Origin of the sequence: Streptomyces sp. NPDC049541 (assembly GCF_044465725.1) — a bacterium.
Taxonomy (GTDB): Bacteria; Actinomycetota; Actinomycetes; order Streptomycetales; family Streptomycetaceae; genus Streptomyces.
This window is the reverse complement of the sequence record NZ_JBITLY010000017.1, coordinates 26,857-49,943: the sequence shown is the minus strand read 5'-3', so window position 1 is coordinate 49,943 and position 23,087 is coordinate 26,857. Positions and strand designations below refer to the sequence as shown.

The following is a 23,087-nucleotide window of genomic DNA, read 5'->3' as shown; positions in this document are numbered from 1 at the left end:
GCGTCCAGCCGCATGACGGCGCAGTGCGTGCTTCTGCGTAAGGTGAACCCGTGACTGCCACGCAGCCCGCCCCCAGCAGGCCCCGGACCCGCCACCGCAAAGTGGTGCGGCCGGCCGTGCTGGTTGCGGTGCTGCTCGGGCTGTTCCTGATGCACGGCGGCCCGGCCGCGGCCGACGGCGGCTGCCACGGGGCCATGGCGGTCACGCAACCGTCGCCGGCCACCATGGCAGCGCACTCGGCCGACCACTCCAGGACCGCGGGCGACAAGGCGACCACGCGCGCGGACGAGACCATGCGGGGCGCGCTGTGCCTGGCCACCCCGCCCCGCTCGGCGATCCCGCTGCCGCCGCTCGCCGTGGCCGCCCTGGTCCTCCCGGCCGCCGTCCTCTTGCCACGGGCCCCGCGGGCGTACCTGGGCACCCGGCGCAGGGGACCACCCCTGGGCGGGCGCGAACTTCTCCTCCAGGCGTGCATCGCACGGACGTGATGCGCCCCCCGGACACCGGCTCACCGCCGCGGTCCGGCACGGCTCCCACGTTCGTCACTTGCGTCGCATCGCGGCGCCCACCTGGAAAGACACCTCATGTCCAAGCGCTCTCGGACGCCCCGCCGCCTCCTCATGGCGGCCACCACCACCTCGGTCCTCACGCTGGCGCTGGCCGCCTGCGGCTCGGGCACCGGCCACAGCTCCGCCATGCCCGGCATGGACCACGGCGACACGCCGTCCTCCTCCGCACCGGCCGACGCCAGGGCGTCGATGCCCGGCATGGACACCGCCGCCACCGGCAACGGCCTGGCCGCCGCCCGGGACGGCTACCGCATGACGTCCACCACCGCCGGCCTCCCCGCCGGCCGGCCGGCCGACTACCGCTTCACCGTCACCGGCCCAAACGGCAAGCCGGTCACCGACTACACCGTCGACCAGACCAAGCGGATGCACTTCTACGCCGTCCGCACCGACCTCACCGGCTTCCAGCACCTGCACCCCACCATGGCCGAGAACGGCACCTGGACCGCGCCGCTCGCCGCGCTGAGGCCGGGCACCTGGCGGCTGTACACCTCCTTCGCACCGGCCACCGGCTCAGGCAAGGGCAGGGACTTCGTCCTCAGCCGTACGGTGAAGGTCTCCGGCATGCCGATGACCACGTCCCTGCCCAAGGCGTCAGGCACCACCACCGTCGACGGCTACACGATCGCGGTGAAGGGCGACCTGATGGCCGGCACGGCCCGCCGGCTGACCGCCACCGTCACCAAGAACGGCAAGCCGGTCACCGACCTCCAGCCCTACCTGGACACCTACGCCCACCTCACCGCCTTCCACCAGGGCGACCTCTCCTTCGCCCACCTCCACCCGGAGACCAAGGTCAACGGTGACCATGGTGGACCGAGCCTGACCTTCCACGCCGAGTTCACCCAGTCCGGAAACTGGCGGCTCTTCCTGCAGTTCCAGACCGGCGGCAAGCTGCACACCGCAGCACTCACCCTCCACGTGAACTGAGGGCCCGACACCCAACGCCCCGGCAGAGCACAGAGAAACACCACATCAGGGGCCTGATCCGCTTTCACGGATCAGGCCCCTGACTGGTTTGCGGGTGTCTGCATGTCAGACGGGTGTGATCTTCAGCGACGCCCGGCGGTATCGGCATCCGCCTGCGGCCCGATCAGCACGGCCGGCCAGACACTGGTGTGCCTCCATCAGCGGACCAACCCACAGACCGTCAACCACAGCCCGTGCTCCACCGGTTGGTCCATGAGACGTTGGCGAGCAGCCCCGTTCCAGGAGACGACCTAGAAGGCGCGGTCGTTGCAGCCCATGGACGAGCCGATGTGAGAGTTCTGCCCACCCGCGTTGCCCTCGCCGTTGAGCGCGTTGCCCAGCGCGCCGTTGAGGACGCCGACCTGACCGAGGACGTCGACATTCAGGTCGTGCGACCTGCAGTGGGCGCTCTGCAGGACGTTGCCGCCGTGACCGTCGCCCCCGTCGGCGGTGGCGGTGCCGGCACTCAGGAGTCCGACACCACCGAGGGCGACGGCCAGGACGACAGCCTTGTGAAGCTTGCGCATGACATCTCCGATGGAGTGAGGTGGGTGCGATCCGTGAGAGATCGACTTCGTACAGTTACCAGACGATAGTATGAAGAATGACGATATGGGCGCTATGACGCGCCGAGAGACGTGATCAGCGCACGACCTTGACCGAGCGCCTCAACCGGCTGCGACATGCGCATGTTGACGGTTCGTCACGGCGTGCGATGTGCATGCGGAGCTGCTCGGTCCCGCTGTCACCTGACCGGAACGCCCCCTGACAGATCATCAGGTGGAGCGGCAGGTCACCGGCGACCACTAGCCCAGGCACGGCTGCTGTCGGCCTACACGGCGGTCGTCTGGAAACATGCGCAAAACGCTCGGCACCGCACTCGCAGCCCCGGACAGACGCGCAGAGTCGGCCGCACCGTGCGCGCCGTATGGGAGGACGCCTTCCCTCAGCTCGCCTCCCGCACCCGGGCAGCCGCGTGACAGACTTGCCGGAGCTGCACACGCGGCTCCTGGCGGATGTGATCGCGCTAGGTTCCCCGTATCCACTCGTTCTCACGGGTGGATACGCCGTGCGAGCCCACCGCCTCGTGAACCGCCCCAGCCAGGACCTCGACGTCGCCACCGAGAACCCGGCCCCCATGGCCGACATCGCCGCCACGCTCCGCGCCGGCCTGGAAGCCCGCGGTTGGAAGGTGCACGCGCTGGAGACCGCCCCGCTGTCCGCCCGCTTCACCGTGTCCGACAATGCAAAAATCCGCCCCTTCACACTGCTGTCGGCGGCAGCCGAACCGGACGTCAGCGACCGATCGGGTGTGGTTCACGTCATGCACTTCGGGAAACGCCCTTATAAGGCGACCCTATAAGGAACATCGGCATTGCGTCTTGGACGCGCTGCCCGGCCCGCTGCTGGAATCGGCCCTATGCCGAACCCAGAACCACCGCATCACCCTCATCTCCGGTGACGGCATCGGGCCCGCGGGACCGAGATCCTGCCGCCCGCCCGGTTCCTGCCGTTCGGCCGCGCCTACTGCAAAGCGAAGGAGAAGTCGTGCTGAGCCGATACCCACGGCGGTGAGCCTGCGCAGACTTCCGCCACGTGATCGTGAGAAGTCCCCACCGCCCTGGCGGGTCGGCTCGCTCGCCTCCTTGCTGCACCCCACGAACACGCCCGCCTGAACATGCTCCGAGAGAAGGCCCGGCCTGCCATGACCGCCGTAGCTCACCGCAGCGAGCACGACCTGCTGGGCGATCGGGACGTACCCGCCGACGCCTACTGGGGTGTGCACACCCTGCGTGTCACCGAGAACTTCCCCATCACCGGCACCCCGATCTCCGCCTACCCCCACCTGATCGATGCCCTCGCCGCCGTCAAGGAGGCCGCCGCCCTCGCCAACGAGGAGCTGGGGCTGCTGGAGCCCAGGAAGGCCGCCGCCATCATGGAGGCGTGCCGTGAGATCCGGGACGGGAAGCTGCACGAGCAGTTCGTGGTCGACGTGTTCCAGGGCGGCGCCGGTACCTCCACCAACATGAACGCCAACGAGGTCATCGCGAACCGGGCCCCGGAGCTGCTGGGGCACGCGAAGGGGCAGTACGCGTTCCTGCACCCCAACGAGGACGTCAACCTGGGGCAGTCGACCAACGACGTCTATCCGACCGCCGTCAAGGTCGCGACGGTATATGCGGTGCGCGGGCTGCTGAAGGCGATGGCGGTGCTTCAGGACGCGTTCGCGGCCAAGGCGGTGGAGTTCCGTGACGTGCTGAAGATGGGCCGCACCCAGTTGCAGGACGCAGTGCCGATGACGCTGGGGCAGGAGTTCTCGGCGTACGCGGTCATGCTGGAGGAGGACCGCAGCCGGCTGTCGGAGGCAGTGGAGCTGGTCCACGAGATCAACCTGGGCGCCACGGCGATCGGCACCGGCCTCAATTCTCCTGCCGGGTACGCCGAGTCGGTGCGGCGCCACTTGTCGCAGATCACCGGGCTTTCGCTGGTGACCGCGGTCAACCTGGTGGAGGCGACGCAGGACTGCGGGGCATTCGTGCAGATGTCCGGCGTGCTCAAGCGGATCGCGGTCAAGCTTTCCAAGAGCTGCAACGACCTGCGTCTTTTGTCGTCCGGGCCGCGCGCGGGTCTGAACGAGATCAACCTGCCGCCGGTGCAGGCCGGTTCCAGCATCATGCCCGGCAAGGTCAACCCGGTGATCCCCGAGGTCGTCAACCAGGTCGCCTTCGAGGTGATCGGCAACGACGTCTCCATCACCATGGCCGCCGAGGCCGGGCAGCTCCAGCTGAACGCCTTCGAGCCGGTCATCCTGCACTCCCTCTCCAAGAGCATCACGCACCTGGAGCGCGCGTGCCTGACCCTGACCGAGCGGTGCGTCGCAGGGATCACGGCCAACACCGAGGCGCTGCGGGCGGCGGTGGAGAACTCCATCGGCCCGTTCACCGCCCTCAACCCGTACATCGGCTACGAGGCGGCCACCGGCATCGCCAAGGAGGCCCTCGCCACTGGACGCGGAGTCGCCGAACTCGTACTGGACAAGGGCCTCCTTCCCGCCGGGACCCTCGCCCAGCTGCTCCGTCCCAAGGCCGTCGCGGGACCCGGTCAAGCCCTGGTGTGACGTGATCAGGCGCGACCTCGACGGACGTTCCCCCTCAACCACTCGTAACAGACCAGGAATTCACCATGTCTCTACCCCTTCATGCCCAGACGCGGCCCGTCCCCGAGGCAACGGTGCTGGAAGGGCTGCCTCCAGTCCACGAGGTGAGCGCCGCGGAAGTGACCGCCCGCATATCCGGCGGCCCCCGTCTCGTCGTCCTCGACGACGATCCGACCGGCACCCAGACGGTCGCCGACGTGCCCGTCCTGACGTCCTGGACGGTGGACGACCTGCGCTGGGCGCTGCGCCAGAACAGCGCCGTCTTCTTCGTCCTCACCAACACCCGCAGCCTGTCCCCCGAGGACGCCGCCGCCCGCAACCGCGAGGTGGTGCGCGCCCTGCACGCGGCGTCGGCGGCCGAGGGCACCGGCTACGTCCTGGCCAGCCGCGGGGACTCCACGCTTCGCGGTCACTTCCCGCTGGAGACCGATGTCCTCGCAGAGGAGCTGACGGAGCTGGGCGCAGGTGCTCCGGACGGCGTGGTAGTGGTCCCCGCCTACATCGAGGCAGGCCGCCTGACCGTAAACTCCCACCACTGGATGCGCACCGCCGACGGCCTGCTCCCGGTCGGCGAGAGCGAGTTCGCCCGCGACGCCACCTTCGGCTACCGCAGCTCCTCGCTGCCCGATTGGGTCGAGGAGAAGACGGGCGGACGCGTGCCCGCGGACGAGGTTCTGCGCGTCACCCTCGACGACCTGCGCGGCGGCGGCCCGGCGCACACGGCGCGGCTGCTGTCCTCGCTGCGCGGCGGACGCACGGCCGTGGTCGACGCGGTGTGCGACGACGATCTGCGGGTGCTGGCCCTGGCCCTCGCACAGGCGGAGGAGAACGGCACGCGGCTGGTGTACCGTGTCGGGCCGTCCTTCGTCAGGGCCCGCGCCGGACAGGCTGCGCGGGCACCGCTCACCCCGGCCGAACTGCGCCCACTGCGCGGCGACGCACCGCACGGTCTCATCGTCGTGGGCTCTCATGTCGCGCTGACGACACGGCAGTTGGACCGGCTGCGGGAGCGAGGCGGGATCGCCGAGTACGAGCTGGACGTGGCCCTGCTGCTCGACGAGGAGCGGCGTGACGCCCACATCGCCGAAGTCGCGACCGCGGCTGCCGCCGCGCTGGACTCGGCGGACGCGGTGATCCGTACCTCTCGCATGCTGGTGACGGGTGCCGACGCGGACGACAGTCTGGCGATCTCCCGCCGGGTCTCCGCCGCACTCGTTCAGGCCGTGCGCCAGGTCAACGCCTCCCGGCGGCCCGCTTTCGTCCTCGCCAAGGGCGGGATCACCTCCAGCGACACCGCCACCCACGGCCTTCGGATCCGCCGTGCCTGGGCCCGGGGCACGCTGCTGCCGGGCATCGTCTCGCTCTGGGAGCCTGCGGACGGCCCCGCCGCCGGCATCCCCTACATCGTCTTCGCCGGGAACGTCGGGGGCGCCGACGCCCTCGCCGACGCCCTCGACCTGCTCAGGAGTGCCTGATGCTGCTGCAGGGAACCGATGCCCTGAAGGAGGCCGCGGCCGCCGGTCACGCCCTGCCCGGGTTCGTCGCCTACAACCTGGAGACGGTCCAGGGCGTCACGGCCGCCGCTGAGGCCGCCGGACGGCCGGTCGTCATCCAGGCGGGCTCAAGCCCCTTCAAGCACGCCGGCCGCGAAGCCCTGATACGGCTGGCGCTGGACGCCGCCGCACGCTCCACGGCCCCTCTCGGTGTGCACCTCGACCACAGCCGGGACCTGGCCGAGATCACGGCCTGTCTGGAGGCGGGCTACACCTCCGTCATGGTCGACGGCTCCCACCTGCCGTTCGCCGAGAACATCGCCTTGACGAAGGAGGCGGTCCGCCGGGCCCGCAGCCACAGCGCCTGGGTGGAGGCCGAGCTCGGTGCCCTGCCGGGCGACGAGGACGTCTCCACCGACGCCGTCGCGCACACCGCGGCGATGACCGACCCGCAGCAGGCGGCCGAATTCGTGGCCGCGACGGGCGTGGACGCGCTCGCCGTCGCCGTCGGCAACGTCCACGGCTTCACCAAGCACCCGGTCCGCCTGGACCTGGAGCGGCTCGCCGCGATCCACGAGGCCGTACCGGTCCCGCTCGTCCTGCACGGCGCAAGCGGCCTGCCCGTCGAGGAACTGCACGGCGCCCTCGCCCGAGGCGTCGCCAAGGTCAACGTCAACGCCGAACTGCGCCGCGCCTATCTGGAGGCCACCCGCCTGACCCTCCCGTCCGCGTTGCCCGGCTCCGACGTCGTCTCCCTGTGGGCGGCCGGCCGCGACGCGGTCCGGGACGCCGCCCTCGATGTCATCAACCGCCTGAGCCCCCGCGCCGCAGGGGGAAACGCATGACCTGAGCTCAGCCCCGCTGACCTGGACCGCATTACAGCGACGGGCACCAGACCGTCGTACGCCCCGGCCGTGCGCGTCGCGCGCGGTTCTCACCGCTTCGTCACGCGCTCTCGTGCCCTCACCGGCACGCGGGCCGATACCTCACCCTGTCGGAGACACCATGTCCACCACTGCCTCGATCGCCGTGCTGCACACCAGCCTGCTGTTCGTCAACCCCGATTCGGTCATCAACGAATACCTCGCGGAACTCGCGCCGGACGCCAACGTCCTGCACTTCGTCGACAGCGACGTGCTCGCTGCCGTGGTGCGCGACGGTGGGATCTCACCTGCCAGCACGCAGCGCATGGTGCACCTGGCCCAGGCCGCGGAGGCCGCGGGGGCCGATGTCATCTTCTCCGCCTGCTCCTCGGTCGGTCCGGCCATCGACGTGGCCCGACGCCTGGTCTCCGCCCCGATCGTCAAGATCGATGACGCGATGACCGCGTCAGCGGTCGAGACCGCTGACGCCATCGGCGTCCTGGCCACGGTCCCCACGACGCTGCCGCCGACCCGTGCCCTCGTCGAGGAGAAGGCCCGGGCGGCCGGTCGCGACATCACCGTCCAAGAACGGCTCTGCGAGGGTGCCTTCTCGGTGCTGATGTCCGGTGACCGCGACCGCCACGACGCGATGGTGCTGGACGGGGCACGGGCGCTGGCCACCGAGGTCGACGTGATCGTGCTGGCCCAGGCGTCCATGGCACGGCTGGCTCCCGCGATCGCCGAAGCCGTCGGCAAGCCCGTGCTCTCCAGCCCACGCAGTGGAGCGGAGGACGCGGTGCGTGTGCTGAACGAGCAGGCGGCTGAACCCGTCCGTGCCACAGGCAGGGCCTTCGAGACCGTGGAAGGGCAGGGAGGCTGCGAAGCCAGATAATGGCACCGCATCACACTGCGGTCCGGCTTTTGATGACGCGGCCCACGGTGCTGCGATCTTTTCAGTGCGTGGCACCGTGGCGGACCGGGCGGCCATCCGCAAGACCCCTTTCCTTGCGGATGGCCGCCTGGTCGGCCTGCTCCGGGATCACCGCCCAGATCTTCCGTCTACGCAGGTGAGCACGGCCGGCTCGGACCAGGAGTACGCCCTGTCCCCTGCAACAGGCCTCACAAGCAGTCCGTCAACCACTGCCCTTGGCCGTCCCCGGCCGGAACACAGGAGCCAGCATGCCGAGGTTCGCAGCGAACCTGTCCATGATGTACACCGAGCACGATTTCCTCGACCGTTTCGCCGCGGCCTCGGCTGACGGCTTCGAGGCCGTGGAGTACCTCTTCCCCTATGCGTACGACGCCACCGAGCTGCGCCGCCGGCTCGACGACCACGGCCTGGAGCAGGTGCTCTTCAACGCCCCTGCAGGAGCGTGGGAGTCCGGAGAGCGCGGGATGGCGGCACTGCCCGGACGCGAGGCGGAGGTGCGTTCCGGGGTCGACCGGGCGCTGGAGTACGCGGCGGCGTTGGGCTGCCCGCGGGTGCACCTCATGGCCGGGCTGGTCCGGCCGGACGCGCCACCGGCCGAGCGGGCCAAGCACCGTGACACCTACCTGACCAACCTGGCCTGGGCCGCGGAGCGGGCCGCCGCGGCAGGCGTCGACATCCTGATCGAGCCGATCAACGGCCGCGACATGCCCGGCTATTTCCTGAGTACCCAGGCCGAGGCCCACGCCGTGGTGCAGGAGGTGGGAGCCTCGCATCTCAAAGTGCAGCTCGACCTCTACCACTGCCAGATCGTCGAGGGCGACCTCACCGCGACCCTGCGCCGTGACCTGCCGACCGGCCGGGTCGGTCATCTGCAGATCGCGGGCGTGCCCGACCGGGGTGAGCCCGATCGAGGTGAGCTCAACGTCCGTCACCTGCTCGACGCGGTCGACGAGCTGGGCTTCGACGGGTGGATCGGCTGCGAGTACCGCCCCCGTGCCGGGACGAGCGAAGGTCTCCGCTGGCTCCACGACTACCGGAGCCAGCGAGGGGAAAACACATGAGCACCTCATCACGGGTGCCTTGGGCTTCCTGGGCGGACAGGTCGCCGCCGCACTGCTGAAGACGCGGTTCGTCTGCGTGGTGCACCGAGGGACGGGCTGATGCTCGCAGACCCGTCCGTGCCGCTGGATGCGCCCGTGGCGACCGATCCGCTCCTGGTCATGAATGCCCCTCTGGCCTCCCGCCTGACACAACGTCCGAACATCGTGACCGCGACGGACAGATCACGCATGGGCTCCGTGCGGGGCGTCAGAAATACTCGACGGGCCGAAGCAGTCGCACGCTCCACACCGCCGGTGCAGGCCGGTTCCAGCATGATGCCCGGCACGGTCGATCCGGTGCTTGCCGAGGCCGCCCATCAGGTCGCCTTCGATGCCGATCGTCCGGCACACCCGTGGCGGCAGCCGTCAGGCCCTGCTCCGAGACGCGCGATGAGTCTGGTCGAACTCGGCCCGGTGCCGCCCACTATGTCCGCTCCCGATTTTCATCGTTGTCAAATTCCACTGGAGGAAGAACATGTCGCTCCTGAAGACCATCGATCCCAACCCCTCCTTCGCGCCCCAGGAGTCCGGCCCGCTGCCGGAACGCCTGATTTCCGGCAACCCTGCTTACAAGACCTGGGCCCAGGACGCCGCCCGCGGGGAAACGATCAAAACGGGCGTCTGGGAAGCCACGCCCGGCGAGACGCACTCGATCAAGGGCGAGCTCTTCGAGTTCTGCCACATCCTTTCCGGCGTCATCGAACTCACGCCGGAAGGTGGCGAGCCGGTGATCTACAAGGCAGGCGACAGCTTTGTCATGAAGCCGGGCTACGTCGGTGTCTGGAAGACCATCGAAACCGTGCGCAAGATCTACCTGACCGTTTCATAAGTCCGGCTCAGCGAAGCGGTACGGGGTGATGGGACCGGGCGGCTACCGCCCGGTCCCATCCATGCTGCTCGGCGTCCGGGTCCAGCCAGGTGCCGCAGGTCGGAGAGAGAAAGCGAGTAGCACGCGCCCCGGCCGGTAGGAGTCACCGGCCGGGGCGCGTGCTGCTCGCTTTCAGGCTGGGCGCGTGTCGTCGACCACGTATCCGCGCCGCTTGTCCACCACGTTGCGCAGCGGTCGGCCCTCGATGTGGCGGGCGAAGTTGTCGAGGAACACCTCGACGAGCGCCTCCCGCTCGCTGGTGGTCTCGCCCGCCGTGTGCGGGGAGATCATCACGCCGGGCAGGTTCCACAGGGGAGATTCGGCCGGCAGCGGTTCCTGGGCGAACACGTCCAGGGCTGCACCGGCGAGCCGTCCGGCGGCGAGGTGGTCGACCAGCGCCTCCTCGTCGACGAGTCCGCCCCGGCCTACGTTGATCAGCCGCGCCCCCGGCTTCATGGCGGCGAGCGCGGAGGCGTCGACCATGCCCCGGGTGTTCTGGGTGAGGGGGGCGGCCAGGACGACGTAGTCCGCTTCTGTCAGGGCCGAGCGCAGGGTCGTCGCACCATGAACAGTGCCGAAGTCGGGATCGTCCGTGCGGGATGTGCGGCCCGCACCGCTCACCCGCATCCCGACGGCGCGCAGCAGCCGGGCGATGGCCCGGCCGATCGGCCCCGTCCCCCAGACCAGCACGGTGCGTCCGGTGATGCTGTCGCTGGGCCGCGGGCGCCACTCGCGGCGCCGCTGGTGCTCCCAGGTGCCGGGGAAGTCCTTGGCGAGGGCGAGGATCAGGCCCAGGACGTACTCGGCGGTCGGCTGTTCGTAGACCCCGCGGGCGTTGGTCAGGACAACCTGCGGATCGTCCACCAGGGCGGGGAACAGGAAGGAGTCCACGCCCGCGGAGGACGCGTGCACCCAGCGGGGCGCCTTGTGCGGATCGTCGGGCCACGCCTCCCGGATGGCCGGGGTGATGTTCACCCAGGCCAGGAGGACATCGGCGCCGGGCAGGAGGTAGGGCAGCTCCTCCTCGGTGGCGTAGACGGTGTCGGCGAGGCTTTCGAGGCGCGCGGTGGCGGGGGGCCGGTTGCCGCGGTAGAGGACGACGAGTCGCTCGCGCATGTCAGGCTCCGACGGGGACGGCCAGGTACTTGTACTCCAGGAACTCGTCGATGCCGACGCGTCCGCCTTCGCGGCCCAGGCCGGACTGCTTGACGCCGCCGAAGGGCGCGGCGGGGTTGGAGACCAGTCCGGTGTTGATGCCGATCATGCCGCTTTCGAGGCGTTCGGCGACCCGCAGGGCACGGTCGAGGTTCTGCGTGAACAGGTAGGCGGCCAGGCCGAATTCGGTGTCGTTGGCGGCGGCGACGGCCTCGTCCTCGGTCTCGAAGGTACGGATCGCGGCGACCGGGCCGAAGATCTCGGTGTCGATGATCGCGGCGTCGGGGGCGATACCGATGAGGACGGTCGGCGGGTAGAAGCAGCCGGGCCCTTCGGGGAGTTCACCGCCGGTCAGGACGGTGGCGCCGCGCTTGACGGCGTCCCGCACCAGGTCGTGGGCCTTGCTGCGGCCGGCGGCGTCGATGAGGGGGCCGACATCGGTGCCGGGTTCGGTACCGGGACCGACGGTGAGGGCGGCCATGCGATCGGCCAGGCGGGAGGCGAACTCCTCGGCTACGGAGGCGTGGACGAAGATGCGGTTGGCCGCGCAGCAGGACTCGCCCATGTTGCGCATCTTGGCGACCATGGCGCCCTCGACGGCCACGTCGAGGTCGGCGTCGTCGAAGACGAGGAGCGGGGCGTTGCCGCCCAGTTCCATGGAGGTGCGGATGACGGTGTCGGCGCACTGGGCCAGCAGGATACGGCCGACCTGGGTGGAGCCGGTGAAGGACAGCTTGCGGATCTGCCCGCCGCGCAGCAGGGGTTCGACTACGCCGGCGGCGTCGGAGGTGGTGACGACGTTCAGCACCCCGGCCGGCAGCCCCGCTTCGGTGAGGATCTCCGCCAGGGCGAGGCTGGTCAGGGGCGTCTGGGGGGCGGGTTTGAGGACGATGGTGCAGCCGGCGGCGACGGCGGGGCCAATCTTGCGGGTGCCCATGGCCAGGGGGAAGTTCCAGGGCGTGATGAGCAGACAGGGGCCGACGGGCTGACGGGTGACCAGGAGACGGTTCCTGCCGTCGGGGGCGGTCATCATGCCGCCGTCGATACGCACGGCTTCCTCGGAGAACCAGCGGAAGAACTCCGCGCCGTAGGCGACCTCGGCACGCGCCTCGGCCAGGGGCTTGCCCATCTCCAGGGTCATCAGCAGCGCGAGGTCCTCGGTGCGCTCGATGATGATGTCGTAGGCGCGGCGCAGGATCTCGCTGCGCACGCGCGGCGGGGTGGCCGCCCAGGCGGCCTGCGCGGCGACCGCCGCCTCGACGGCACGCCGACCGTCGCCGGGTGAGGCGTCGGCGACCCGGCACAGTTCCTCGCCGGTGGCCGGGTTGTCGACGGACAGGGTCCGGCCGGACTCCGCGTCCTGCCAATCGCCGCCGATGAACAGCTGCTGGGGAACATCACGGACGACAGTCATCGTGGGTATCTCCTTGTAGGGGTAGAGAGGCTGCCGACCGGTCAGCGGACGCGGTCCAGCGTCTTGTAGTAGGCACCCGCGAAGGGCAGGAACCAGGCGGTGCCGTTGTAGAGGGGGATGCGGGGCGGGGCGAGGTCGCGGACGGGGCTGACCTCGGGGTGGCCGTCCATCACCTCGGCCATGACCTGCCCCATGTGGGTGGCCATCTGCACGCCGTGGCCGGCGTACCCCAGGGAGTAGTAGACGCCGTCCTCGGTCTGCCCGGCGTGCACGATGCGGTCCATGGCGAAGCCGACGGAGCCGCCCCACACGTACTCGATCTTTGTGCGGGAGAGCTGGGGGAAGATCCCGCACATCTCACGGAACAGGACCGCCCCGCTCTTCTTGTCCGAGGCCGGGTCGGACGGTGCGAAGCGGGCGCGGCCGCCGAACAGCAGCCGGTTGTCCGGGGTGAGCCGGAAGTAGTGGCAGACCTTGTTGGAGTCGACGATGAGGCGGGCCTTGGGGATGATGTCCCGGGCGAGCTCCTCGCCCAGCGGCTCGGTGACGATGATGAAGCTGCCCACGCAGACCTGCTGGCGGCGCAGCCACGGGAAGTTCCTGTCGGTGTAGGCGTCGGTGGCCATCATGACCTGACCTGCACGGATCACACCGCGCTCGGTGCTGACCTCGTACCGTCCCGCTGCGGTACGCCGCACGCCGATGGCCGCGTTGCGCTCGTGGATCTCGACGCCGGTGCGCTCGCACGCCTCGGCCATACCGCGCACGAAGCGGCCGACGTGCAGGGCGGCGCTGAACGGGTCGAGCAGGCCGCCGTGGTAGGCGTCGGAGCCGATCTCGGAACGCAGCTCGGACTTGCCGATCAGAGTCGTCTCGTGTCCGAAGTGCTTGGCCAGGTCGCGCTGCTGGGCCTTCTTGCTCTCGAAGTGGGCGGGTCGGGAGGCGACGCCCAGGCGTCCGACGCGGCGGAACTGGCAGTCGATGGACTCCTCGTTCACGAGTCGCTCGACGGTGTCCACGGCCTCGCCGTAGGAGTTGTAGATCTCGCGGGCCCGTTCGAGTCCGTACCGGCGGATGGCCTGGCCCACGCCGATGGTGAAGCCCAGGTTGGCCATGCCGCCGTTGCGGGCGGAGGCACCGGAGCCGATCTGGCCCTTCTCCACGAGGGTGACGCGGGCGCCCTTGCGGGCGGAGTGCAGGGCGGTGGACAGACCCGTCAGGCCGGCGCCGACGACCACCAGGTCGGTGTCCTCGGACAGCGGCTTGCCGGACCGGTCGGGAAACGCCCCGGCGGTATCTATCCAGTAGGGAATCGTCTTCATGTCGGATCCTTAGCGGGGAGTTTCGAAGTGGGGGCGGCCGGGCAGCACCAGGGGGCCCTGCCGACGGCGATGTCAGCGACGGTCGGATCGACGTCTGACTGGAGGGCGTTGAGGACCGGGACCAACAGGGTGCGGACGTCACGTCGGTCCCAGCCGCTTCTACAGGACCCTTTCGAGGAAGGCCTGGGTTCGCTTCTCGCGGGGGTTGGCCAGCACTTCGCGTGCGTCGCCGCGCTCGACTGCGATGCCTTCGTCCATGAACAGGACTTCGTCGGCGACTTCGCGGGCGAAGGCCATCTCGTGGGTGACGAGCAGCATGGTCATGCCGTTTCCGGCGAGGTCGCGCATGACGGCGAGTACTTCGCCCACGCGCTCGGGGTCCAGCGCACTGGTGGGTTCGTCGAACAGCATGATGGTGGGTTCCATGGCGAGTGCGCGGGCGATGGCCACGCGCTGCTGCTGACCGCCGGAGAGCTGGGCGGGGTACTTGTGGCCACAGCCCTTGAGGCCGACCTTGGCCAGCAGTTGCTGTGCCTGTTCCCGGCAGGTGGCGCGGTCTTTCTTCTGCACCAGTACTGGTCCGGACATGACGTTGCTTTCGGCGGTCATGTTGGGGAACAGGTTGAACTGCTGGAAGACCATGCCGATACGGGCGCGCTGTTCGGCCAGCCGCTTGGGGCGGACGGCGTGGTAGACGTCGTCCTTCTCGACGTAGCCGAAGTCCTCTCCGTTGACCTTGAGGACTCCGCGGTCGACGGTCTCCAGGCCGTTGATGCACCGCAGCAGTGTCGATTTGCCCGAGCCGCTCGGTCCGATGATGCAGGAGATCTCCCCGGCCTTGACGGTCAGGTCGATGTCACGCAGGACTTGGTGACGTCCGAAGCTCTTGCACAGCTTGCGTGCGACGATCGTTCCGTCCGGGTTCACAGCAGCGACTCCCTCGTAGTGGGAACGAGTTGACCGGCCCCGGGCTCGGCCGCGGTGGCGGCCGGGGTCAGCCGCGCCCGGGTCGAGCGGGAGAAACGGCGCTCGATCATGGACTGCGGCACGCTCAGCACCAGCGTCATGATCAGGTACCAGAGGCTGGCGACGATCAGCAGCGGGATCGTCTGGTAGTTGCGGGCGTAGATCGACTGTGCGCTGTTCAGCAGGTCGGCGACGCCGAGCACGCTCACCAGCGAGGTCTCCTTGAGCATGCCGATCACCTGGTTGCCCGTGGCCGGGATGACCGCCGGCATGGTCTGCGGGATGATCACGTGCCGGAGCTTGGTGAACCCCGACATGCCCAAGGACTCCGCCGCCTCGTGCTGTCCGCGACTGACCGAGGCGAACCCGCCGCGGATGATCTCGGACATGTAGGCGGCCTGGTTGAGCGTCAGCCCCACGATGGCCGCGGTCATCGGCGTCATGATCGCGTTCACGTTCACCGGCGTGGAGATGTCGGTGAACGGGATGCCGATCGAGAGGTGCGGGTACAGGGCCGCGATGTTGAACCAGAAGACCAGCTGCACGAGCACCGGGGTGCCGCGGAAGAAGGTGATGTAGAGCTGGGCGAGCCCGGAGACGGGCCGCTGGTGCGACATGCGCATCACCGCCAGCACCAGCCCGAGCAGCGTGCCCAGGGCCATGCTCGCCGCGGTCAGGAGGAGCGTGATCAGCAGGCCGTTGAGGATGGTCTCGGTGGTGAAGTAGCTGAACACCACCGGCCAGCGGTAGTTCTCGTTCGTCACCGCGGTCCACACCAGACCGGCGACGATCGCGATCGCGACGGCCCAGGCGACGTAGTCGCGCGGTCGTTTCGGCGTGATCCGCTTCTTTTCTTCGGCCAGCAATGGTGACATCGGTCGGCTCCCGGTCTTCGTACCGATCAGATCCGTGGACATGTCAGTCCTGCGGGACAGCCATGGCCGCGGTCTTGATCCCGAGGTCCTTGAGACCCCAGCGGTCCAGCGCCTGGGTGTACTTGGGGTCGTCGATGATCGACTGGATGGCAGCCTTCACCGCGGGGGTCAGCGGCGAGTCCTTCTTCAGCGCGACGGTCGCGGGCTTGGTGGCCACCAGGGGCTTGAGGACGTCGAACGTCTTGGGCTGCTGCGCGGCCGCCCACTCGAGCGAGATGAAGTCGTACATCACCGCGTCGATCCGCTTGGAGACCAGCTGGGTGAGAGCGTCGTTCACGCTGGGCAGGGACACCGACTTGATGGCCGGCTTGCCCTTGCTCGTACAGTCCTGCTTGGACAGCTGGGGCAGCCACTGCAGCTCCGCGGTGCTGCCGGAGGGGACGGCGACGCGGTGCCCGCACAGCGTGTGGGTGCCCAGCTTCTGCGGGTTGCCGTAAGGGACGGACACGCCGGTCCCGGAGTTGACGTAGTCGACCATGTCGAGCACCTTCAGCCGGTCGCTGGTGGCACCCATGGTGGAGGCGGTGAAGTCGTACCGGTTGGCTTGCAGTCCGGTGATGATGGTGTCGAACTTGACGTTGTTGATCTGGAGTTTCAGGCCGAGCTTGGCGGCGATCAGCCGGGACATGTCCGGGTTGAACCCGATCGGGGTCTTGTTGTCCGATGCCATGAACGTGGTGGGCGGATAGGCCAGGTCCATGGCCACCGAGAGCGTGCCCTTGGCCTTCACCGCCGCGGGCAGCAGCTTCACCGCGTTCTGGTCCGGCTTCACGCCCACCGAGATGTCGTCGGTGTGCTCGGCGGACGCGCCGGCTCCCCCGCCCTGCGTCGTGCCCTTCGCCGCCGCGTTCTGTGCCGTGCCGGTCGCCCCGCACGCGGCGAGCGCGAGGGCCAGGGCGGTGGTGGCGATCGGGATGCTCAGGTGTCTGTTGACCTGCATCGCGGCGGCCACGGCGCCTGCGGTGCGGAATACGTTTCTGCGGCCTGTCCGGTTGGTTTCCATGGCGGTGCCTCCTGGGGATACGGGAATACGGGGAATCCGTGTTGCGGGGACGACGTGCGGATCGGACGGGGGGGTGGGTGAGCGGGTGCGCCGCGCGCGTCAGATGCCGAGCATCTGGTTGAGCTCGTCCAGGGACTTGACGGTCACGTAGTCGTAGCCGTGGGTGACCGGATCGCAGCCGCGGTCCAGCAGGACGAGGTTGCGGAATCCCATGTCGTGCATCGGCATCAGGTCGTAGCGGGTGTGCGAGGAGACGTGCACGAAGTCCTCGGGGGACGCGTCGAGCTGGTCGAGCATGTACTCGAACGCGGCGTAGCGGGGCTTGTAGTAGCCGGCCTGCTCGGCGGTGAAGACGGCGTGGAAGTCGGCGCCCAGCCGCGGCACGCTTTCCGCGAGGAAGGAGTCGTCGGCGTTGGACAGGATCACCAGCTTGTAGTGCTCACCCATCTTCTTCAGCGGCTCCGGCACGTCCGCGTGCGGCCCCCAGCTGCGCACGCCGTCGGCCAGCCGCTTGCCCGCGTCCGGGGCCGCCTTGACGCCCCACTTGCGGCAGACCCCCTCGAAGGCGGCCTGCAGCGTCTGCTCGTAGGGGTAGTACTTGTCGAGGACCGCGTCGTAGCGGTAGCCGCGGAACTCCTTGACGAACTGGTCCCACTGCTCGGCAGGGATCTGGTCACCGACGAGTTCACGCGTGATGGGGGTCATCGGCCACTCGATCAACGTCCCGTAGCAGTCGAACGAGACGTACTTCGGGCGGAACTGGAACGAGGGAATGGGCATGGAAGTACTCCACTTTCTTGCGTCGGGGAACTGGTCGGGGCCGGCCGCGGCCCTTTTTGGGCATGCTCACGACAGAAATGTCGAAGGGGGGTGATGACGTCGGCAACCGCCGGGGATCAGGCGGCGCCGACTCCTGCCGGAGCAAGGAAGTCGACAGGGTGCTGGGTGGCGCCGTCGAGCGCCAGGTCGGCGGCGATCTCGCCCATCGCGGGCGAGAACTTGAAACCGCTGCCGGAGAACCCGGCCATGACGATGATGTCGTCCTCGCCGGGGAGATGACCGACGAGCGGGTTTCCGGACTCCGTATAGCCCTCCATGTAGGCCGACATCCTGATGGGGTCGGGGTTCAGGTCGGGCATGAGTTCGCCGATGAGCTCGTGGAAGATGCCGAGTTCTTCGGGGCGGACGGTACGGTCGAGCCGTTCGGGCTCGGGCACCGGCGCATGGTATTTGAAGGAGAGTCCGAGCTTGACGGAGATGCCGTCGGGCGACGGGATTCCGAAGCAGTCGTGGGGTGCGGCGCGCACGAAGGAAGGGGCACCGCCCGCGAACCAGTCGTGGCGGGTGGGCAGGTGCCAGGAGCAGATCACCCGGCGGACGTCGACGGCCTGGGGGAGGTCCGGGAGCAGGGTGTTGATCCAGGGGCCCACGGTCACCACGGCGGCGTCCACATGGTCCGTGCCCTGGTCGGTGACGATCCGCACCCCGCCGCCCGCTGCGGGGACGACCTCGCGCACCGTGGTGTAGCGGTGCAGCCGGGCTCCCAGCTGCTCGGCACGTCCGGCGGCGGCCTGGATCGACGCCTCCGGTCTGATGACGGCGCCCAACCGGTCGAGGACGGCGGTGTGTCCGTCCGGGAGCCGGTGCTGCGGGTAGCGGCGGGCGAGTTCCGCCCGGTCCAGTACCTCGTGATCCAGCCCCTGGGCCGCACTGGTGGAAAGGAGGAGGCTCATGGACGCTGAGGACGCCTCTCCCATCACCAGGCTGCCGCTGCGGCGTCGCAGCGACCGGCCCGTCTCCGTCTGGAGCTGCTCCCACATCCGGTCCGCGAGCCGCAGCAGCGGGATGTACGCGGGCTCGCCGAGGTGGGCGGCCCGGTAGATGCGGCTCTCGCCCCCGGCCGCGCCGCGGTCGTGACCCGGTGCGTACCGGTCGTAGCCGATGACCTCGGCTCCGCGGGCGGCCAGTCGCCACATGGCCTGGCTGCCCATGCTGCCGGCACCGATCACGGCGACGCGCTTCGGGATGCGCATGAGGTCGCTCCTCTCGATGGTGTGGTGGGTGGCAGTGGGGCCCCAGCACGGTGCGGACACCGTGCGGACCTTTCCGGTTCGCCTCCTGCTGGGGATGGCGTTCACTCTCCGCCCGGGAGAACCCGCAGGGCAACCCACACTGTGTTCCGCCTCGGGGCCTTCTTGAGACGGTCTGTCACGGCGGACGACCGGACTGCCCGAATGACGGGCCGCCTCTTGTCACGATGAGTGGCCGATGCGAAGGTGAGCCCGATTCCCCTCGGATGAAAGCACCACCTATGCCACCCAGACGTCACGCAGCCGGGCACTTCCCGACGCTCAGGGAGGTACTGCGCCTGCCCGTGCTCGCCGAAGGGATGCCGCGCGTGCTGGCCGGCGAGTCACGGCTGGACAGCCCGGTGCGCTGGGTGCATGTCACCGAGCTGCTCAACCCCGCCGACTTCCTGGAGGGCGGCGAGCTGATCCTGACGACCGGCGTGCCGCATCCCGAGGACGCCTCCCAGCTGCGCGGCTACGTCGACCAGCTCGCGGACGTCGGCGCGGCCGGCCTGATCGTGGAGCTCGGTTACCGGTACCAGAAGGTGCCCCAGGAGCTGGTGGCGGCGTGCCGCGCCCGTGATGTGCCGCTGGTCGAGCTGGCCCGTGGCGTGCGGTTCATCGACGTCACGCAGACGGTGCACGCGCTCATCCTCGACGCCCAGGGGGCCCTGCTGCGCCGCGGCCGGGACATCCAGGACATCTTCACCGCCCTGACACTGCGGGGCGCGGACCCCGAGGAACTGGTGCACACCACCGCGGAACTCACCGGAGCCCCCGTGGTGCTGGAGGACCTCACCCACCGGGTCCTGATGTGCGAGCTGCTCGGCCGGCCGTACGAGCCGGTGGTGTCGGCCTGGTCGCGGCGTTCGCGGGCCGCCCCGACGCCGGAGAGGCTCACGCCGAGCGGCCCGGAGGGGTGGCTGATCGCGCCGGTGCAGGACCACCACGGCCCGTGGGGGCGGCTGGTCCTGCTGGAGGACCGGCTGAGCGCCGAGCCCGACCCGGAACACGTCCTGGTGCTGGAGCGTGCGGCGATCGCGCTGACCATGGCGCGTCTGGCGGGGCAGGCCTGGTGGGAGCGCCGGGCCCACCGCTCGGTCCTGCGGGACCTGTACGAACGGCGTTTCCGCTCCCCCGCGGACGCCCGCGCCCGCGCCGAGGCACTGGGACTGCCCACCCTCGGACACCGCCTCTTCGCCGTGGTCATCCGCCACCCGTACACCGGCACCGAAGGTGAGCACCTCGACGAACGGATCGCGAAGGCGCTGACGCACACCGGTGTCCGCGCCCTGGTCGGCGAGACGGCCCCGGGCCGCATCGGTGTCCTCATGGCGCTGGCACAGGCGAGCGCCTGGCAGCCGGTCGCCGAACGGATCGGCCGACTGACCCGGGAAGAACTCGGACCGCGGGCCGTCGTCGCCATCGGCCCCGGTGTGACCGACCTCGGCGGAATCGCCCGGTCGTGGCAGGAGGCGGAGCAGACGGCCGAGGCCATCACACCGGCCTCCCCGGAGCGGTGGTTCTACGTCCCCGCCGACGTCCGCCTGCCGGAGTTGCTGGGCATCCTGCGCGAGGACACCCGTCTCCAGCGGTACGCCGAGCGGCAACTGACCCGCCTCATCGAGCACGACGGCCGCAACGGCGGCGATCTGCTCCCGGCACTGCGCGCCTATCTGGCGGCGGCCGGGAACAAGTCGGTCGCGGCCAAACGCGCCGGCATGTCCCGGCAGGCGTACTACCAGCGCCTGCACACCATCGAACGGCTCCTCGGCTGCGACCTGGAATCAGGTCTGCAGCGCACCTCCCTGCACGTCGCTGTGCTGGTTCTGGACGCGGGAGAAGCAGCTGTTCCCGGCGCGTGACGGGGCACGTCGGCCGTCACGCGCGTCGCAGTGCGACCGGCTCTTATTCGCCACCAGGTCTCGGTCGCCGTCTACCAGCGTCCAGCTCCTCTGACGACCACTCTTGCCGCGCGCCCGCCCCTTAGGCCTCGATCACTCGATCAGACCAACGACGACGCCCAGGACGGGGAAACGGGACTCGTCCGGCTACCCGTGACCTACTTTGCGGCTGGTGTCTGAGCTAGGACTCCAGGGCTCTGTGGGGCGGCCAGGAATTGCCGGGCCGCCGGCCCATCGCGCGGTGAGTGCGGGGCCGGGCGGCACCGGTCGGCGGTCAGGCTCCGGGGTGCAGTCCGAGCCAGCCCGGTGACGGGTCTCCCTTCACCTCACCGAAGTACAGGGCGAAGGTCTGCTTCCAGCGCTCGATCGCCGCGCGGTCGGCCATGAACTTGGGGAAGCCGTCGAGATTGCCGTTGGGGTACTCCCAGACAGGCCTCAGCCCGCTCGGCGGGGTGACATCGGTGCGGACCGACCAGCCGTTGGTGGCGGCCTTCTGCTGCTCGACGGAGAGCCGCCAGTTCAGGTACAGCTTGGCGGCGGTGGGGTTCTTGGCCTGCTTGAGGATCGCGGCCCGCTGTCCCCAGGACATGAACGGCGCCTGCTCGGGCAGCACCCACTTGACCGGCCCGGTGGACAGCGGTGCACCGGAGCCGCCGATGCCGATGGCCTTCTGGCCGCTGGTGACGGCCGCGCTCGGGGTGTAGCTGCCGCGGGCGAACTGAATGTCCTGGGCGGCCAGCCGGGCCAGCCAGTCCCAGCCGTACTTCTCCACGTAGAGGGTGTAGAGGTAGAGGACCGCGTCGTCGTCGTGCGGGTAGGAGGAGGCGATCTTCCCCTTCCAGCGGGCGTCGGCCAAGTCGAGCGGACCGCTGGGGATGTCGGAGCCGACCGCGGCGGGACCGTACATGTAGCTGAAGGCACTGACCTGGACGGCGACCCACGCGCCGTGCGGGTCCTTGAAGGGAGCGTAGAGCTTGGAGAAACCGGCCGGCTTGTAGGCGAGCAGGCGGCCCTGCTCCTTCCAGCGCACGAAGTCCTGCACGGTCTGGAGCTGTACGACGTCGGGTATCAGGGTGTCGGTCGCGAACTGGTTGTCGACGCGGACGTCGTGGTACTTGCTGTAGTCGACGACCACCGTCAGGTCGATGTCCGGGAACCGGCTCTTGAAGCCGTTGCGTATTCCGTCCGCCTGGCTGGAGATGTCACCACCGGCGTAGAGCACGAGCTTGCCGCCCTCCGCGAGGGCTGCCTGGTAGAGCTCGTCAAGGGTCCGCTTCTCCTCGGCGCCGCCCGTCACCACGCGGCCCGCGGAGGCCTGGCCGGTGGCGGCCTGAGCGGGGGTGACGGAGGCAGCGGCGACACCGAGACCGAGAGCGGCGCCCGCTCCGGTGGTAAGCAGGCGGCGTCGGCTGGGAAGGCTGGTCATGGTGGGGGGAGCCTCTCTGTCTGTTCTGTTCGGTTGTCTGTGTGGTGCGGCTGGACCACGGCAGTGGAGCAGCACGGCGCCCGGGTACGGCACGGGTGCCGTGCTGTTGCGTGGGGTCAGAACATGGTGTTGTCGTTGGCGCTCTTCTCGGGCACCTCCTGGATGACGTCCCAGTGCTCGACGATCTTTCCGTCGGCGACGCGCCAGAAGTCGGCGACGGCCATGCCACGGTCGCCGGGCTTGAGGTGCAGGTTGCTGTGGGTGACCACGAGGTCCCCTTCGGCGATCACACGCTTGATGTCCAGTCGCAGGTCGGGGAACTGCCCGCGCAGCCAGTGGACATAGCCGACGAAGGCCTGCGGGCCGTCCTGCGCCTCGGGGTTGTGCTGGGTGTAGCTCTCGCCGAGGTGTGCGGTGGCGGCCGCCTCGGGCTGGTAGTCGTTGAATGCCTGCTCGTAGAACGCGGTCACGAGTGCCTTGTTGTCCGCAGCGGACATGTCTGTCTCCTGCCTCGCGGTGGGTGCGGTACGACTCAGTCGTTCATGGCCTCGCGGACGAGCGCCGTGTCGACGAACTGTTCGAAGCGGACGATGAGTCCGCCCCGTACGGTGAAGTGGTGCGCGACCCGGACGTCGATCGGCTTGCCGGTGGCCTTGTTGGTCGCGGTGTAACGGGCGAGGACGACGACGTTCTCGCCGTTGACGACGTAGGTGTCGTCGTGGGCGGCCCAGCCGTCCCACTCCTTGCCGAGCTGCTCCATGACGTTCGAGGTGACGCCCTCGGGCGTGCGATAGGTCCCGGCCAGCGGGAAGCCGGCCATCTCCGTCCACTCCACGTCGGGAGCGAGGGTGGCGCGCAGGGCGTCCAGGTCGCCGGTCGCGGAGGCCAGGTACTGGCGGCGTACGACGTCGGCCGGGGCGGTGGAGGTGGCGAACTCGCTCAT

General features: G+C 69.5%; 21 protein-coding genes and 1 pseudogene. 10 read left to right on the top strand and 12 right to left on the bottom strand.

All coding sequences use genetic code 11. The annotated features are described in order from the left end of the window. Positions 1-50 precede the first annotated feature (50 nt). Together ACIBW9_RS39355 and ACIBW9_RS39350 are read left to right on the top strand one after the other, a co-directional pair. A complete protein-coding gene (locus ACIBW9_RS39355; RefSeq protein ID WP_398962690.1) occupies positions 51-488 on the top strand; it encodes a hypothetical protein in 438 nt (145 codons plus the stop codon). 96 nt (positions 489-584) lie between these two features. Then, on the top strand, positions 585-1,499 hold the full coding sequence (locus ACIBW9_RS39350; protein ID WP_398962687.1) for a hypothetical protein: 915 nt from the start codon (positions 585-587) through the stop codon (positions 1,497-1,499). Between the two features lie 290 nt (positions 1,500-1,789). Here ACIBW9_RS39350 and ACIBW9_RS39345 read toward each other — a convergent pair whose 3' ends face one another. After that, positions 1,790-2,065 (bottom strand): hypothetical protein, encoded by a 276-nt coding sequence (locus tag ACIBW9_RS39345; RefSeq protein ID WP_398962684.1) that lies wholly within the window; start codon positions 2,063-2,065, stop codon positions 1,790-1,792. A 401-nt stretch (positions 2,066-2,466) separates the two neighbouring features. Here ACIBW9_RS39345 and ACIBW9_RS39340 point away from each other — a divergent pair. The 7 genes and pseudogenes from ACIBW9_RS39340 to ACIBW9_RS39310 all read left to right on the top strand — a co-directional run. Then, positions 2,467-2,787 (top strand): annotated as a pseudogene (locus ACIBW9_RS39340) (nucleotidyl transferase AbiEii/AbiGii toxin family protein); the annotation flags it as partial. Positions 2,788-3,243: 456 nt separating this feature from the next. Further along, positions 3,244-4,656 (top strand): aspartate ammonia-lyase, encoded by a 1,413-nt coding sequence (aspA, locus tag ACIBW9_RS39335; RefSeq protein ID WP_398962682.1) that lies wholly within the window; start codon positions 3,244-3,246, stop codon positions 4,654-4,656. Positions 4,657-4,799: 143 nt separating this feature from the next. Beyond that, positions 4,800-6,170 carry a four-carbon acid sugar kinase family protein gene (locus tag ACIBW9_RS39330; protein WP_398962680.1) on the top strand — a complete coding sequence of 457 codons (1,371 nt, stop codon included), beginning with the start codon at positions 4,800-4,802 and terminating at the stop codon, positions 6,168-6,170. Further along, on the top strand, positions 6,170-7,033 hold the full coding sequence (locus ACIBW9_RS39325) for a ketose-bisphosphate aldolase (protein ID WP_398962677.1): 864 nt from the start codon (positions 6,170-6,172) through the stop codon (positions 7,031-7,033). Before ACIBW9_RS39330 ends, ACIBW9_RS39325 begins: the two co-directional genes overlap by 1 nt. Positions 7,034-7,193: 160 nt before the next feature. Beyond that, on the top strand, positions 7,194-7,943 hold the full coding sequence (locus tag ACIBW9_RS39320; protein ID WP_398962674.1) for an aspartate/glutamate racemase family protein: 750 nt from the start codon (positions 7,194-7,196) through the stop codon (positions 7,941-7,943). 287 nt (positions 7,944-8,230) lie between these two features. Continuing rightward, a complete protein-coding gene (otnI, locus tag ACIBW9_RS39315; RefSeq protein WP_398962671.1) occupies positions 8,231-9,043 on the top strand; it encodes a 2-oxo-tetronate isomerase in 813 nt (270 codons plus the stop codon). Positions 9,044-9,557: 514 nt separating this feature from the next. Then, on the top strand, positions 9,558-9,911 hold the full coding sequence (locus ACIBW9_RS39310; RefSeq protein ID WP_398962668.1) for a cupin domain-containing protein: 354 nt from the start codon (positions 9,558-9,560) through the stop codon (positions 9,909-9,911). Between the two features lie 171 nt (positions 9,912-10,082). Here the strand turns inward: ACIBW9_RS39310 and ACIBW9_RS39305 are convergent, their stop codons facing one another. The 8 genes from ACIBW9_RS39305 to solA all read right to left on the bottom strand — a co-directional run bounded on the left by ACIBW9_RS39305 (position 10,083) and on the right by solA (position 18,778). Beyond that, positions 10,083-11,066 (bottom strand): D-2-hydroxyacid dehydrogenase, encoded by a 984-nt coding sequence (locus ACIBW9_RS39305; protein ID WP_398962666.1) that lies wholly within the window; start codon positions 11,064-11,066, stop codon positions 10,083-10,085. 1 nt (position 11,067) lies between these two features. After that, complete coding sequence (locus tag ACIBW9_RS39300; protein ID WP_398962663.1) at positions 11,068-12,519, bottom strand: NAD-dependent succinate-semialdehyde dehydrogenase; 1,452 nt, start codon at positions 12,517-12,519, stop codon at positions 11,068-11,070. 41 nt (positions 12,520-12,560) lie between these two features. After that, entirely contained in the window at positions 12,561-13,841 is a 1,281-nt protein-coding gene (locus tag ACIBW9_RS39295) for an NAD(P)/FAD-dependent oxidoreductase (protein WP_398962660.1), read from the bottom strand. A 159-nt stretch (positions 13,842-14,000) separates the two neighbouring features. After that, positions 14,001-14,768 carry an amino acid ABC transporter ATP-binding protein gene (locus ACIBW9_RS39290; RefSeq protein WP_398962657.1) on the bottom strand — a complete coding sequence of 256 codons (768 nt, stop codon included), beginning with the start codon at positions 14,766-14,768 and terminating at the stop codon, positions 14,001-14,003. Continuing rightward, entirely contained in the window at positions 14,765-15,682 is a 918-nt protein-coding gene (locus ACIBW9_RS39285) for an amino acid ABC transporter permease (RefSeq protein ID WP_398962654.1), read from the bottom strand. Before ACIBW9_RS39285 ends, ACIBW9_RS39290 begins: the two co-directional genes overlap by 4 nt. A 43-nt stretch (positions 15,683-15,725) precedes the next feature. Continuing rightward, positions 15,726-16,745, bottom strand: coding sequence for an ABC transporter substrate-binding protein (locus ACIBW9_RS39280; RefSeq protein WP_398962651.1), 1,020 nt, complete (start codon positions 16,743-16,745; stop codon positions 15,726-15,728). A gap of 99 nt (positions 16,746-16,844) precedes the next feature. Next, a complete protein-coding gene (locus ACIBW9_RS39275) occupies positions 16,845-17,525 on the bottom strand; it encodes a haloacid dehalogenase type II (protein WP_398962649.1) in 681 nt (226 codons plus the stop codon). A 116-nt stretch (positions 17,526-17,641) separates the two neighbouring features. Then, positions 17,642-18,778: an N-methyl-L-tryptophan oxidase gene (solA, locus tag ACIBW9_RS39270; RefSeq protein WP_398962647.1), complete on the bottom strand. Its 1,137-nt coding sequence runs from the start codon at positions 18,776-18,778 to the stop codon at positions 17,642-17,644. Between the two features lie 278 nt (positions 18,779-19,056). Between solA and ACIBW9_RS39265 the strand changes: the two genes are divergently transcribed. Then, positions 19,057-20,679, top strand: coding sequence for a PucR family transcriptional regulator (locus ACIBW9_RS39265; RefSeq protein ID WP_398962645.1), 1,623 nt, complete (start codon positions 19,057-19,059; stop codon positions 20,677-20,679). Positions 20,680-20,992: 313 nt separating this feature from the next. Here the strand turns inward: ACIBW9_RS39265 and ACIBW9_RS39260 are convergent, their stop codons facing one another. The 3 genes from ACIBW9_RS39260 to ACIBW9_RS39250 all read right to left on the bottom strand — a co-directional run bounded on the left by ACIBW9_RS39260 (position 20,993) and on the right by ACIBW9_RS39250 (position 23,087). After that, positions 20,993-22,144, bottom strand: coding sequence for an ABC transporter substrate-binding protein (locus ACIBW9_RS39260; protein WP_398962643.1), 1,152 nt, complete (start codon positions 22,142-22,144; stop codon positions 20,993-20,995). Between the two features lie 116 nt (positions 22,145-22,260). Continuing rightward, positions 22,261-22,641, bottom strand: a complete 381-nt coding sequence (locus ACIBW9_RS39255) for a nuclear transport factor 2 family protein (RefSeq protein ID WP_126276500.1) — start codon at positions 22,639-22,641, stop codon at positions 22,261-22,263. A 35-nt stretch (positions 22,642-22,676) separates the two neighbouring features. After that, the gene (locus ACIBW9_RS39250; protein ID WP_398962640.1) at positions 22,677-23,087 is read right to left on the bottom strand and encodes a nuclear transport factor 2 family protein; all 411 of its coding nucleotides are present in this window, start codon (positions 23,085-23,087) and stop codon (positions 22,677-22,679) included.

What these genes read in the sequence shown, in the direction of transcription:
- ACIBW9_RS39320 (WP_398962674.1), top strand. Translation starts at nt 7,194, where the DNA reads ATGTCCACCACTGCCTCGATCGCCGTGCTGCACACCAGCCTGCTGTTC.
- ACIBW9_RS39345 (WP_398962684.1), bottom strand. Translation starts at nt 2,065, where the DNA reads ATGCGCAAGCTTCACAAGGCTGTCGTCCTGGCCGTCGCCCTCGGTGGT.
- ACIBW9_RS39285 (WP_398962654.1), bottom strand. Translation starts at nt 15,682, where the DNA reads ATGTCACCATTGCTGGCCGAAGAAAAGAAGCGGATCACGCCGAAACGA.
- ACIBW9_RS39295 (WP_398962660.1), bottom strand. Translation starts at nt 13,841, where the DNA reads ATGAAGACGATTCCCTACTGGATAGATACCGCCGGGGCGTTTCCCGAC.
- ACIBW9_RS39280 (WP_398962651.1), bottom strand. Translation starts at nt 16,745, where the DNA reads ATGGAAACCAACCGGACAGGCCGCAGAAACGTATTCCGCACCGCAGGC.
- aspA (WP_398962682.1), top strand. Translation starts at nt 3,244, where the DNA reads ATGACCGCCGTAGCTCACCGCAGCGAGCACGACCTGCTGGGCGATCGG.
- ACIBW9_RS39300 (WP_398962663.1), bottom strand. Translation starts at nt 12,519, where the DNA reads ATGACTGTCGTCCGTGATGTTCCCCAGCAGCTGTTCATCGGCGGCGAT.
- ACIBW9_RS39250 (WP_398962640.1), bottom strand. Translation starts at nt 23,087, where the DNA reads ATGAGCGAGTTCGCCACCTCCACCGCCCCGGCCGACGTCGTACGCCGC.
- otnI (WP_398962671.1), top strand. Translation starts at nt 8,231, where the DNA reads ATGCCGAGGTTCGCAGCGAACCTGTCCATGATGTACACCGAGCACGAT.
- ACIBW9_RS39265 (WP_398962645.1), top strand. Translation starts at nt 19,057, where the DNA reads ATGCCACCCAGACGTCACGCAGCCGGGCACTTCCCGACGCTCAGGGAG.
- ACIBW9_RS39350 (WP_398962687.1), top strand. Translation starts at nt 585, where the DNA reads ATGTCCAAGCGCTCTCGGACGCCCCGCCGCCTCCTCATGGCGGCCACC.
- ACIBW9_RS39255 (WP_126276500.1), bottom strand. Translation starts at nt 22,641, where the DNA reads ATGTCCGCTGCGGACAACAAGGCACTCGTGACCGCGTTCTACGAGCAG.
- ACIBW9_RS39275 (WP_398962649.1), bottom strand. Translation starts at nt 17,525, where the DNA reads ATGCCCATTCCCTCGTTCCAGTTCCGCCCGAAGTACGTCTCGTTCGAC.
- ACIBW9_RS39310 (WP_398962668.1), top strand. Translation starts at nt 9,558, where the DNA reads ATGTCGCTCCTGAAGACCATCGATCCCAACCCCTCCTTCGCGCCCCAG.
- ACIBW9_RS39305 (WP_398962666.1), bottom strand. Translation starts at nt 11,066, where the DNA reads ATGCGCGAGCGACTCGTCGTCCTCTACCGCGGCAACCGGCCCCCCGCC.
- ACIBW9_RS39325 (WP_398962677.1), top strand. Translation starts at nt 6,170, where the DNA reads ATGCTGCTGCAGGGAACCGATGCCCTGAAGGAGGCCGCGGCCGCCGGT.
- solA (WP_398962647.1), bottom strand. Translation starts at nt 18,778, where the DNA reads ATGCGCATCCCGAAGCGCGTCGCCGTGATCGGTGCCGGCAGCATGGGC.
- ACIBW9_RS39260 (WP_398962643.1), bottom strand. Translation starts at nt 22,144, where the DNA reads ATGACCAGCCTTCCCAGCCGACGCCGCCTGCTTACCACCGGAGCGGGC.